This window comes from Streptococcus sp. KCJ4932, from assembly GCF_004352745.1.
Classification (GTDB): domain Bacteria; phylum Bacillota; class Bacilli; order Lactobacillales; family Streptococcaceae; genus Streptococcus; species Streptococcus ruminicola.
Map to the genome: position 1 here is coordinate 43,562 of NZ_SJWW01000008.1, position 11,377 is coordinate 54,938.

Annotated in this window: 13 protein-coding genes; 12 read left to right on the forward strand and 1 reads right to left on the reverse strand. The window is 38.8% G+C overall.

Going from position 1 to position 11,377, the window contains the following annotated elements; all coding sequences use genetic code 11:
* Positions 1-83: 83 nt before the first annotated feature.
* The 12 genes from argH (at position 84) to E0E02_RS04790 (ending at position 8,587) form a co-directional block, all read left to right on the forward strand.
* On the forward strand, positions 84-1,478 hold the full coding sequence (gene argH, locus E0E02_RS04740; protein WP_133017984.1) for an argininosuccinate lyase: 1,395 nt from the start codon (positions 84-86) through the stop codon (positions 1,476-1,478).
* A 140-nt stretch (positions 1,479-1,618) separates the two neighbouring features.
* Positions 1,619-1,978, forward strand: coding sequence for a ribonuclease P protein component (gene rnpA / locus E0E02_RS04745; protein ID WP_006531772.1), 360 nt, complete (start codon positions 1,619-1,621; stop codon positions 1,976-1,978).
* Positions 1,962-2,777: a YidC/Oxa1 family membrane protein insertase gene (locus E0E02_RS04750; RefSeq protein ID WP_039696185.1), complete on the forward strand. Its 816-nt coding sequence runs from the start codon at positions 1,962-1,964 to the stop codon at positions 2,775-2,777. The genes rnpA and E0E02_RS04750 overlap by 17 nt, the downstream gene beginning before the upstream one ends.
* A gap of 12 nt (positions 2,778-2,789) precedes the next feature.
* Positions 2,790-3,797, forward strand: a complete 1,008-nt coding sequence (gene jag, locus E0E02_RS04755) for an RNA-binding cell elongation regulator Jag/EloR (protein WP_074560965.1) — start codon at positions 2,790-2,792, stop codon at positions 3,795-3,797.
* 120 nt (positions 3,798-3,917) lie between these two features.
* Positions 3,918-4,769 carry an ABC transporter ATP-binding protein gene (locus E0E02_RS04760; protein ID WP_133017985.1) on the forward strand — a complete coding sequence of 284 codons (852 nt, stop codon included), beginning with the start codon at positions 3,918-3,920 and terminating at the stop codon, positions 4,767-4,769.
* Position 4,770: 1 nt separating this feature from the next.
* The gene (locus tag E0E02_RS04765) at positions 4,771-5,610 is read left to right on the forward strand and encodes an ABC transporter permease (RefSeq protein ID WP_133017986.1); all 840 of its coding nucleotides are present in this window, start codon (positions 4,771-4,773) and stop codon (positions 5,608-5,610) included.
* 13 nt (positions 5,611-5,623) lie between these two features.
* Positions 5,624-6,079, forward strand: coding sequence for a LytTR family DNA-binding domain-containing protein (locus tag E0E02_RS04770; RefSeq protein WP_133017987.1), 456 nt, complete (start codon positions 5,624-5,626; stop codon positions 6,077-6,079).
* Positions 6,080-6,089: 10 nt separating this feature from the next.
* Entirely contained in the window at positions 6,090-6,491 is a 402-nt protein-coding gene (locus E0E02_RS04775) for a DUF3021 domain-containing protein (RefSeq protein ID WP_133017988.1), read from the forward strand.
* Positions 6,492-6,683: 192 nt separating this feature from the next.
* Positions 6,684-6,818 carry a 50S ribosomal protein L34 gene (gene rpmH / locus E0E02_RS04780; protein ID WP_002885866.1) on the forward strand — a complete coding sequence of 45 codons (135 nt, stop codon included), beginning with the start codon at positions 6,684-6,686 and terminating at the stop codon, positions 6,816-6,818.
* A 130-nt stretch (positions 6,819-6,948) separates the two neighbouring features.
* Positions 6,949-7,158: a CsbD family protein gene (locus E0E02_RS04785; protein ID WP_074869436.1), complete on the forward strand. Its 210-nt coding sequence runs from the start codon at positions 6,949-6,951 to the stop codon at positions 7,156-7,158.
* Between the two features lie 148 nt (positions 7,159-7,306).
* Positions 7,307-7,480: a hypothetical protein gene (locus E0E02_RS09430; protein ID WP_165937136.1), complete on the forward strand. Its 174-nt coding sequence runs from the start codon at positions 7,307-7,309 to the stop codon at positions 7,478-7,480.
* Between the two features lie 393 nt (positions 7,481-7,873).
* On the forward strand, positions 7,874-8,587 hold the full coding sequence (locus E0E02_RS04790) for a glycoside hydrolase family 16 protein (protein WP_074560960.1): 714 nt from the start codon (positions 7,874-7,876) through the stop codon (positions 8,585-8,587).
* Between the two features lie 377 nt (positions 8,588-8,964).
* Here E0E02_RS04790 and E0E02_RS04795 read toward each other — a convergent pair whose 3' ends face one another.
* A complete protein-coding gene (locus tag E0E02_RS04795; RefSeq protein WP_133017989.1) occupies positions 8,965-11,376 on the reverse strand; it encodes a glycosyl hydrolase family 65 protein in 2,412 nt (803 codons plus the stop codon).
* Position 11,377: the final 1 nt, after the last annotated feature.

The following is an 11,377-nucleotide window of genomic DNA, read 5'->3' on the forward strand; positions in this document are numbered from 1 at the left end:
GCTCCTAGGACTTATTTGTTAATTGAAATAAGAAAAGAGAAAGGCTTTGAACGCCAGCTTTGGTGGTTCATTGTATCAATGTTATGACAACAGAAAATCATAAATTATGGGGCGGGCGTTTTGAAGCTGGTCTTGAAAAGTGGGTTGAAGAATTTGGAGCATCGATTTCTTTTGACCAAAAAATGGCAGAGTTTGATTTGAAAGGCTCAATTGCTCACGTGACAATGCTTGGTGAAACAGGGATTATCGCAAAAGAAGAAGCCAATCAAATCAAAGCTGGTCTTGAAGAATTGCTTGCTGAGTATAAGGCTGGTAAAATCGAATTTGACGTGTCAAACGAAGACATTCATATGAATATGGAAAGTCTTTTGACCGCTAAAATCGGTCCTGTTGCTGGGAAATTGCACACAGCGCGTTCACGTAATGACCAAGTCGCAACAGATATGCACTTGTATTTGAAAGCGAAGCTTGACGAAGTAATCGCTAAACTTGCGAACTTGCGTAAAACTTTAGTTGATTTGGCTGACGAGCATGTTTATACCATCATGCCAGGTTACACGCATTTGCAACATGCTCAACCTATTTCATTTGGACATCATTTGATGGCATACTACAACATGTTTACGCGTGATAGTGAACGTTTTGAATTTAACATCAAGCATGCGGATATGTCACCGCTTGGTGCGGCTGCTCTTGCTGGGACAACCTTCCCGATTGACCGTGAAATGACAGCACAGCTCATGGGCTTTGCTAAACCATACAGCAACTCACTTGATGCGGTGTCTGACCGTGATTTTATTCTAGAATTTTTGTCAAACAGTTCTATTTTGATGATGCACATGAGCCGTATCTGTGAAGAAATCATCAGCTGGTGCTCAAATGAGTTTAAGTTTGTGACACTTTCTGATACGTTCTCAACAGGGTCTTCTATCATGCCACAAAAGAAAAATCCTGATATGGCGGAATTGATTCGTGGAAAATCAGGTCGTGTTTATGGCAATCTCTTTGGTCTTTTGACAGTCATGAAATCTTTACCACTTGCCTACAACAAAGATTTACAAGAAGATAAAGAAGGAATGTTTGACACTGTTGAAACCATCACGGTAGCTATCGATATTTTGGCTGGCATGCTCAAAACAATGACTGTTAATAAAGCACACATGGCTGAAACCACTGAAAAAGACTTCTCAAATGCGACTGAATTGGCTGACTATCTTGCTAGCAAGGGGCTTCCTTTCCGTCAAGCTCACGAAATTGTAGGTAAATTAGTCCTCGAATGCACGAAAGCTGGTTATTATTTGCAAGATGTGCCATTTGAACGTTACCAAGAAATTTCTGATTTGATTGAGGAAGATATCTATGAAACTCTCAAATCTCATACGGCGGTTGAACGTCGTCACTCTCTTGGTGGAACAGGATTTGACCAAGTGAAATGGCAAATTGCTTTAGCCAATGAAGCCTTGCAAAACTTAGATTAATAGACACTTAGGCTTTTCAAGATTTTTAAGCGTATTTTCCAATAAAAATATTTTAAAGATAATGAGCCCAAACTCCTTAGAGGTTAGGGCTTTTTTGAATTTTATGGTATAATAAAAATAATTTAGAATGGAGTCGTACGTTGAAGAAAACCTATCGTGTCAAAAGTGACAAAGATTTTCAGGCGATTTTTAGCAAAGGTACAAGTGTTGCTAACCGAAAATTTGTCCTTTATCATTTAGAAAAAAATCAGAGCCACTATCGAGTAGGGCTTTCTGTGAGCAAAAAACTTGGTAACGCGGTCACTCGCAATAGCATTAAGCGAAAAATTCGTCACGTTATCATGGAATTATCACCAAATTTGCTTAATCAGGACTTTGTCATCATTGCGCGTAAAGGTGTCGAGGAACTTGATTACCATGAAGTGAAGAAAAATTTATTGCATGTGTTAAAACTTGCTAATTTATATCAGGAAGGTCTCAATAGTGAAAAGAAAGATTAAATTATTAGGATTAAGTAGTCTTACTTTAATGCTTTTGGCTGCTTGTGGGCGCAGCGAAGTAACCGCTTCATCAACCAATGGTTGGGAACAAATTGTTTACTTCTTTGCCAAAGCTATTCAATGGCTTTCAATTAATGGTCGTATTGGTGTAGGTATTGTTCTCTTTACCATCATCATTCGTGCCATCATGATGCCACTTTACAACATGCAAATCAAATCAGGTCAAAAGATGCAAGATTTGCAGCCAGAACTTAAAAAATTACAAGAAAAATATCCTGGCCGTGATACAGACAGCCGCATGAAATTGACTGAAGAAAGCCAAGCACTTTATAAAGAATATGGTGTTAACCCATATGCGACAATGCTTCCATTGGTTGTGCAATTACCAATTTTGATGGCTTTGTACCAAGCATTGACTCGTGTTGCTTTCTTGAAAACAGGTACTTTCTTGTGGATTGAATTGTCACAACCAGATCCATATTATATCTTGCCTGTTTTAGCAGCTCTATTTACATTCCTTTCAACTTGGTTGACTAATAAAGCTGCGCGTGAGAAAAACTTCGCGATGACGCTTATGACCTACGTGATGCCAATCATTATCTTCTTCTTTGGTTTCCGTTTGGCGTCAGGGGTTGTGCTTTACTGGACAGTATCAAATGCCTTCCAAGTGTTCCAAATCCTTTTGTTAAATAATCCATTTAAGATTATTGCAGAACGTGAAGCTAAGGAACGTGCTGAAAAAGAACATGCGGCTAAGATTCGTCGTGCTAAAAAGAAAGCGCAAAAGAGAAGAAAGTAAGAGGATAAAACTATGGTAATATTCACAGGTCGAACTGTTGAAGATGCTATTGAAAAGGGCTTGAAAGAGTTAAATCTTTCACGTCTTAAAGCCCACATTAAAGTTGTTTCTCGTGAGAAAAAAGGTTTCTTTGGTTTTGGTAAGAAACCAGCTCAAGTAGATATTGAAGGAATTAACGAAGTCACTGCTCACCGTGCTAACCAAAAAGCAGTTAAAGGTGTACCAGAAGAAGTTAATCAAAAAAATGAGCCTGTATCATCAAAATTTGAAGATACTATGGAGCTTCGTAAAGTAGCCAGCATCATTAAAAAAATGGAAGAACGTGGCGAAGTCATCGATGATTCTGTCAAAGAAGATATCGTCATGCACAAGAAAAAAACACAAACCATTCTTGAAGAAGCTGGACATACAGAAGTTTTAGAAGCACTTGGAAAAACAGACGATGCTAACGAAGTAGTTGCAGAGCCAAAAGAAGTTTCAGACACACCAAAACCTGTTAACACAGACCAAAGTTTTGAAGAATTTGTGGCCAGCGAATTTCCAGCTCAACGTGAATTGAGTAAAGATATCGAAAAAGCGACAGAAGAAGTGGCTGATTATGTTAAAAAAATCATCTACGAAATGGATATTGAGGCAACTGTGGAAACAAGCCACAACCGCCGTCAAATCAATTTGCAAATCGAAACACCAGAAGCTGGTCGTGTGATTGGCTATCACGGAAAAGTGTTGAAATCACTTCAACTACTTTCACAAAATTTCTTACATGACCGTTATTCAAAAAATTTCTCTGTGATTTTGAATGTTCATGATTACGTGGAACACCGTACAGAGACATTGATTGAATTTACCCGCAAAGCCGCAAGCCGTGTGCTTGAAACTGGTAAAGATTATGTCATGGACCCAATGAGTAATAGCGAGCGTAAAATCGTTCATAAAACTATCACAAGCATTGAAGGTGTTGATAGTTATTCTGAAGGAAACGACCCAAATCGCTACGTGGTCGTAACGCCTGTTCAATAAGACTTAAAAGCCCGTTAGGGCTTTTTTTGTACCGCTTAGCAATTATTTTTAACCGCTTACCGAAAAAGGCTTTATTTCAAGCCTTTTTTTGATAAAATAATGTCAAAAGGGAGGACGGCTATGTTAATTAGGACAAAGAATCTGGTTAAAACATTCGGAAATAAAACGGTTATTGACCACTTGAATTTAGAGGTAGAAGAAGGAAAATTACTGGCTTATATCGGGACAAACGGTGCCGGAAAATCAACAACGATGAAGATGTTGACAGGCTTGTTAAAACCAACGTCTGGTGAGATTGAATTATCTCCAAATCTGAAAATCGGAATGGTTTTCCAAGACAGTGTGCTTGATGCTGAGCTTAGTGTTTTGGACAATTTAAAGAGCCGCCAATCGCTTTATCGCAATCGTGATAAGAATTGGATGGAAAAGCTGATTCATCTGACTGGTATTGAGGATTTTCTCAATCAAGCATACGGCACGCTATCAGGTGGTCAACGTCGTCGAGTTGATATTGTGCGAGCCCTCTTAAACAAACCTAATCTTCTTTTTTTGGACGAGCCGACGACTGGTCTTGATATTCAGACACGTAAGGCGATTTGGGAGTTATTACGTCGCTTGCAGCGTGAAGAAAAGATGACAATCTTTTTGACTACTCATTATCTCGAAGAGGCTGAAAATGCCGATATGGCTTATATTATCGACCGTGGTAAGGTTTTGGCTAAAGGCTCTGCTAAGGAGCTGAAAGAAGCTTATTCTAAGCCATACTTGCTCGTTGATGCGAGTGATGCATCAGCATTTTCGGACGTAGCGTATCAGCTTTTGGGAAATGGTCAATTGAAGCTTGTTGTTAATGATTCAAAAGAAGCTTTGCAAATTTTATCTGATAAGCGCGCAGTGATTAATGATTTTGATTATGTTAAAGCAAATATCAATGATGTCTTTTTGAGCATTACGGGAAGGGAGATGGCTTAATATGTGGGCGATGACAAAACGCAATTTACAGCTCTATTTTTCAAATAAAGCAAGTGTCTTTTTCTCACTTTTGGGAGCTTTGATTGCCTTTATTCTTTATGTGATTTTTTTGCAGAAAAATATGCAGGATTCTTTTGCTGGGACACCAAATCTGGAAGAGCTGCTTGATAATTGGGTCTTGGGCGGTACACTTGCAGTGACCAGCATGACAACAACGTGGACAGGGATTTCTCGCTTGGTGCAAGACAAGGTGAGTCATAAGTTGGAAGATTTCTTGTTGACAGATATTTCACAATTAAAACTTTATCTTGGCTATCTCATTTCATCTAGCTTGATTGGTTTTATCATGCAGCTAGTCATGTTAGCTATCATGAAACTTTATTTTTACTGGCAAGATGGCATTAGTTTTGGGTTTGAACACTTGCCTCAAATGCTTTTAATCATGCTTTTGAGTTCAATCATGGGAGCAGGTTTTGCTTTACTTGTTTTGCAATTTGTCAGAACTTTAACGACAGACGAAGCTCTCTCAACTATTGTAGGAACAGTTTCAGGTTTTCTTGTTGGGGTTTATATGCCGATTGGTGCTTTGCCTGATTTTGCACAAAAAGTGGTTAAATTAACACCAGCAGCCTACGTATCAGCTGCTTACCGTCAGCTTTTGATTGCAAAAGACGCTGTAAACGCAGATGCCAAGGAATTCTTAGGAATTGGTTTGAAATTAAAAACCTTAACGACCTTGAATCAAGAAATGCTTTTAGTGAGTCTTGTTATCTGTGGCATCATCGTTCTTTTGGCACTTAGCTTGTACCTTGAGCGATTTTCATTGACTAAGAATAAATAAGAGGAGTTAAAGGGTGCATTACCAGTTTGAAGAGGATAGCAGTTTACCAAAAGAGGTTATTGAAGTTTTGGTACGAAGTGGAAAATACGACCAAGCTGTTCAGGATGTCTTGGATTATCTTGCGAAATTTGAGCAGGACAGAGTGGAAATTTTGCCAGTAAAAACGGCTGTTCGTACAGAGTTATTACGCGTGTCAGATTTGATTCTTGTGGATGTTGATGGGACTTCCTTGATTTTGGAGACGACAAAGGGAAGCTTGATTACCACCGAGCGTTTATACAAGTTTCGTGAGCGTCTAGCAAATCCAGACTTTGTTCAGGTCTCAAAGCATGCTCTGATTAATATTAATCATTTAAAATCTTTGGAGAATAGCTTCTCGGGAAATATGTTAGCAATGCTTACAAATGATGTGACGACAAATGTTAGCAGACGTTATTTGTCAGCTTTGGAAAAAGCTTTGGGATTGTGAGGTATGATTGATGACTTTTTTGAAACGAGGGATTGTCTATTTTCTAGTTGGCGTAGGATTTGGAGGTCTTCTTTACTTATTCTTTTTATGGCAAAATAACGTGGCCACTCAGACGACTCAGCAGATTACCTGCGTTGTTTTGGTCAGTGGTTTGATTGGAATTGTCAGTATGATTTTTGAAGTGGACGCTATTCCGATTACTTGGGAAATTCTGATTCACTTTTGCTTAGTTTATGGTTTGAATAGCTGGTTAAATATGTTAATTGGCACCACAACATCCTTTATCTGGTCACTACCATTTTTAGGTGAGTTTGTCCTAACTTATTTGATTATTTGGCTCGTGATTTATATTAGCTTTAATAATCGCGTGAAAAATATTAACCAGAAACTACAAGAAAAAACTAGAAAATAAATTTCAACTTATTATTGTCAGAATTCAGGACCTTTTCTTCTATCTGACAGCTCAAAAGAAAGTCTTTGAAATTAAACAAAAAGTAGAGCTTGACAGTTAGACGGACTTATTATAAAATAGTATGGTATGTTTAGTAACTGATCAAATATAGCCGGCTAAACGAATACGAAAATCTATTAGGAGGTATTCATCGTGAAACGTACTTATCAACCAAGTAAAATCCGTCGTCAACGTAAACACGGATTCCGTCACCGTATGTCAACTAAAAACGGACGTCGCGTGCTTGCAGCTCGTCGTCGTAAAGGACGTAAAGTTTTATCTGCTTAATGATAGACTATCCGCCAGTGCTCGAGTCTGGCGGTCTTTTTTTATTTATCAGAAAGTGAAAGCGAATTCTTTTACTTATCTAACTGAAAATGATAGACTTTAGGTAATTTAAAGATAGGAGGACACTAATATGTCTGACGAAAAAATTAAAGCAAAACTTGACCAAGTTAAAGGTGGTATCAAGCAAGTTGTTGGTAAGGTAACTGAAAATAAAAAACTAGAAGCAGAAGGCATGGTCGAAAAGACAATTGCTAAGGGTAAAGAAGTTGTTGATGATATCAAAGAAGGTACTGAAGGTGCTGTTGATAGCATTAAGAAAGCACTTGATAAGAAAAAATAGTCTTTAAACCACAGTTTCACGTTGAAATTGTGGTTTTTTATAAAAATTTTTTAAGATTTTATGAAAAAACGGTCAAAAATGTAGTATAATATAGATGAAAGCGGTTTTATAAAAATACATGGGATAAAATAAAGGGAGGTTTTTGTCGATGAAGGAAATTAGCATTTATGTCAGAATTATTGATTTGATTTTGCTGGTTTTAGCATTTTTAGATAGTGGTGTGAAAAGTGTCTTGATTTTAGCTGCAGTTATTTTCATTTTATCAGCATTAATGCAAGCTATTATGTCTTATAAACGAGTGAAATTGAGTCACCATATCTAGTAGATGATTTTTCTTTCTTTATTACTAAGAGGTCTTCTTAGAGCTATTTTTTAGCAAAATGGTTCTGAGAAGGCTTTTTTAATTTTCTGCCTTCAGGTCACAAATCTGATATTTTTTGTGGGAATATAATATATTATCTAAAATGAAAGCGCTATACTTAACTCATAACGGTGTAAGGAGGATTTTAAAGAGAAACATTTATCGTGTGACTAGCATTCTTTTCGGAATTATGAAAAAGAAAAAATTGCCCCATTTTTGAAGTAACAGTTACTGAAAAGAAAAAGTGAATTTAACTACGATTGATTAGGCGTTTTCAATCTGTAGTAGAGGAGATTAGTTCTCTTTTTCTGACAGAACTCCTTTTTTAAAAATGATTAAAATTGAGGTATTATTATGTGGAAAAAAGTTAGTTGTTTAATTGTTCTCTTATTGGCTTTCTTTGGTTTTCAACAAGGTGTTGATGCGCAAAGCAAATACCACTATAGTCAAGAACTAAATTACTATAATGGTAATGCCATGGAACTTCGTAATGGTTCTAATGGTGGTATGTTTAACTGTAATTTTGTCCCTGGAAATGTCGGCTTTAATAACGGCTTGATGAGTCTTAAAATTGGCAGTGATGGTCGTGGCGGCTACACTGGGGGTGAATGGCGTAGTAAAGAACGCTTTGGCTATGGTCTTTTCCAAGTAAACATGAAACCTATTAAAAATCCAGGTGTCGTTTCTTCATTCTTTACTTATACTGGACCAAGTGATGGTACAAAATGGGATGAAATCGACATTGAATTTTTAGGGAAAGATACAACAAAAGTTCAATTCAACTACTACACAAGCGGTCAAGGTAATCACGAATACCTTTACAATTTAGGATTTGATGCATCTCAAGGCTTCCATACTTATGGTTTTGATTGGCAAGCTGATCACATTACTTGGTATGTTGATGGAAGAGCTGTTTACACTGCTTACAACAATATTCCTAGCACACCTGGTAAGATTATGATGAACGCTTGGCCTGGAACTCATGAAGTGGATTCTTGGTTGGGTGCTTACAATGGTCGAACTCCTTTGTATGCATATTATGACTGGATTAGCTACGATAAATTTTAATTAAGCTAGACAGTAACCAAATAACAATTTGTTTTTACTTAACTGATTATAACTACACTCCCCAAATAAATCGGTTAAAATCTCTCTCAACAAAATAACTCTTTAAAATTCTTTCTTTTTAAAACGTTAAAGATAAAAGGAGCTGAGCTTGTCTCAGTTCCTTTTTGTGATGAGTAAAATCAGTTGATTGGTGGCTTGATAAGTTTAATAAGCTTGTGTAAAGCAGCTATAAAAGGCGATTTGAAGCAGTAATTGCCTTGGCTGAATAAAATGATGCAATCATTCTTAACAGCTCTTATAGGAGCTGATTTTGCCTTAGAAAAGGGACGCTTTTTAAAATGAAGCCATAAAAAACTGGGAGCAAGTCCCAGCTTTCTTTATAGAGTAAGAGTGATTTGGTTAGTGTCTTGTAAGAGGTCTTCAGGAAGATAGGCTTGGTCAAGCTCTTGTCCGTTTAGGATGAGTTTTGTGAAGCCTGTTTCCTTGTGATTTGGATTTTCCACAGTGATGTGAAGTTCTTTGCCACGGAAAATCTTAGTCATGCTGAAGTTATCCCATTCTTTTGGAATGGCTGGTGAGAGTTTCAATCCGCTTAAGTCAGGTCGAAGTCCCAAGATACCTTCCACACAACCAACCATGACAGTTGATGCTGTACCTGTGAGCCAGTGAACGTGAGAACGTCCGAAGTGTGGGCTAGCAGGACCTTCTGTGAATTGACCATAGCAGTAAGGTTCTAGTTGGCGAATTTCTGCACGGTCATTTTGACCAGCTGGGGCATTTTCCATAAAGTAAGTAAAAGCACGTTGACCTTGTCCGCGTAGGGCTTCAGCTAGGATTAACCAGCCTTGTGATTGTGAGAAGATACCTGCATTTTCTTTTGTCCCTTGGTTGTAGATAACGGCAAGGGCTCCATCGAATGCGTGAGCGTGATATGGTGGGTTCATGAGGATGGCACCATAATCAGTGTTAAGTTGCTCGTAGACATTGTTCATGGCAAGTTCAGCTTGTTCTTTATCAGCAAAGCCACTGATAACAGCCCAGCTTTGAGGGTTAAGCCACATGTTAGCTTCTGGGTCATCAGCTGCCCCGATACGTTCGCCAGCTTCGGTAAAGCCGCGAATGAAGCGGTCATTATCCCAGCAGAGGTCTTGAATTTTTTGTCCCATTTTATCTTGCTCAGAGTCAAGGAAAGCAAGGTAGTCAGTGTCTTCTTTGGCTTTGGCAAATTCGCGCAAGACGCTTAAGGCATAGTAGAATTGCAAAGCAACGAATGATGATTCACCGTTGGCACCGAGACGAAGGCAGTCATTCCAGTCGGCATAAAGTCCAGCAGGCATGCCGTGTGGGCCGAGGTGGTCAAGTGAGAATTGAACAGCGCCTTTTAAGTGTTCGTAAACACTAGCCTCACCTTTATTTGCGAATGGAATCACTTCATCAAGGAAAGCAAGATTTCCTGTTTCAGAGATGTATTTGTAAACTGTTGGGAAGAGCCAGAGAGCATCGTCAGCACGGTAAGCTGGGTGTCCAGTTTCTTGAACGTAAGAAGCGTCATCTGGTGTGTCTTCATGTCCTGGGTTATGAGTGAATTTTACAAGTGGAAGTCCACCACCATTGTCAACTTGAGCTGACAACATGAAGCGAATTTTTTCGGCAGCCATTTCAGGTTTCAAGTGAATGATACCTTGAATATCTTGAACAGTGTCACGGTAACCATAACCGTTACGAAGACCACAGTAAATAAATGATGCTGCGCGTGACCAGATAAAGGTCATGTAACAGTTATAAGCATTCCAAGTGTTAAGCATAGTGTTGAATTCAGGGCTAGGTGTGTTGACTTGTAGGTTAGTCAAGCGGTCTTCCCATTCTTTGCGAAGTTCTTGGATTTCCTCTTCGACGGTTTCTGCAGGGTGTTTGTAATGTTCTAGAATTTCGGCAGCTTCTTGTGATGATTTTTCACCAAGGAGAAAGACAAGGGTTTTGCTTTCTTGAGGTTCAAGAGTGACTTTACTTGAAAGGGCACCACAGGCATTTTCGTTGTAGCTTGTTTGATTGCCGAGGTCTCCTGATGTGACCCCAGCAGGTTTGTCGTAGCCGTTGTAGCCACCTAAGAAACCTTTTTTATCTCCACAATATGAGCTGACGCTAGCACCGCCAAGGCCGAAGAAACGTTCGGTAACGTTCTTTTCGTCAACTTGTTCGCTGTCATCAAGGGTATCAAGATTTCCGTGGATTTGTTGGATGATGCGGTTATCTTGGAAAAGTGTGCGTGTGATGAAAAGTGAATATTGTAGGTTAACTTGGTCTTGTTCGTAGTTGCTGTGGTTGGTAAATTCAGCGTAACCTGTTAGTGTTAAATGACGAGTTTGTTCAGAGCGGTTAGTAACGGTAATTGCCCAAACTTCATAGCTTTTATCTTTTGGCACATAGTAGCTGGCTTTTGAATGAATGCCTGAGTAATCAGCAATCATTTTAGTGTAGCCCATGCCGTGGTGGCATTCGCTGTGGTAGTCTTTAAGGTCTTTACCAACAGGTTGCCATGAGGCAGACCAGAAGTCTTTGGTATCATCGTCTCGAAGATAGATGTAGCGACCTGGTTGGTCAAAGTTATTGAAGACGTAGCGTAAAATACGTCCATTGGCTCCTGATTTAGCAAAGCTGTAACCGCCAGCGTTATTTGAGATAATAGCACCATATTCTGGTGACCCAAGGTAGTTAACCCAAGGTTTTGGTGTGTTTGGGTGGTCGATGACATATTCGCGATTAGCGTCATCAAAATAACCGTATTTCATG

Excerpts from the sequence above, each read along its gene's own strand:
- argH (WP_133017984.1), top strand. The coding sequence starts at position 84 with ATGACAACAGAAAATCATAAATTATGGGGCGGGCGTTTTGAAGCTGGT.
- jag (WP_074560965.1), top strand. The coding sequence starts at position 2,790 with ATGGTAATATTCACAGGTCGAACTGTTGAAGATGCTATTGAAAAGGGC.
- E0E02_RS04760 (WP_133017985.1), top strand. The coding sequence starts at position 3,918 with ATGTTAATTAGGACAAAGAATCTGGTTAAAACATTCGGAAATAAAACG.
- E0E02_RS04765 (WP_133017986.1), top strand. The coding sequence starts at position 4,771 with ATGTGGGCGATGACAAAACGCAATTTACAGCTCTATTTTTCAAATAAA.
- E0E02_RS04775 (WP_133017988.1), top strand. The coding sequence starts at position 6,090 with ATGACTTTTTTGAAACGAGGGATTGTCTATTTTCTAGTTGGCGTAGGA.
- E0E02_RS04785 (WP_074869436.1), top strand. The coding sequence starts at position 6,949 with ATGTCTGACGAAAAAATTAAAGCAAAACTTGACCAAGTTAAAGGTGGT.
- E0E02_RS09430 (WP_165937136.1), top strand. The coding sequence starts at position 7,307 with ATGAAGGAAATTAGCATTTATGTCAGAATTATTGATTTGATTTTGCTG.
- E0E02_RS04790 (WP_074560960.1), top strand. The coding sequence starts at position 7,874 with ATGTGGAAAAAAGTTAGTTGTTTAATTGTTCTCTTATTGGCTTTCTTT.
- E0E02_RS04795 (WP_133017989.1), bottom strand. The coding sequence starts at position 11,376 with ATGAAATACGGTTATTTTGATGACGCTAATCGCGAATATGTCATCGAC.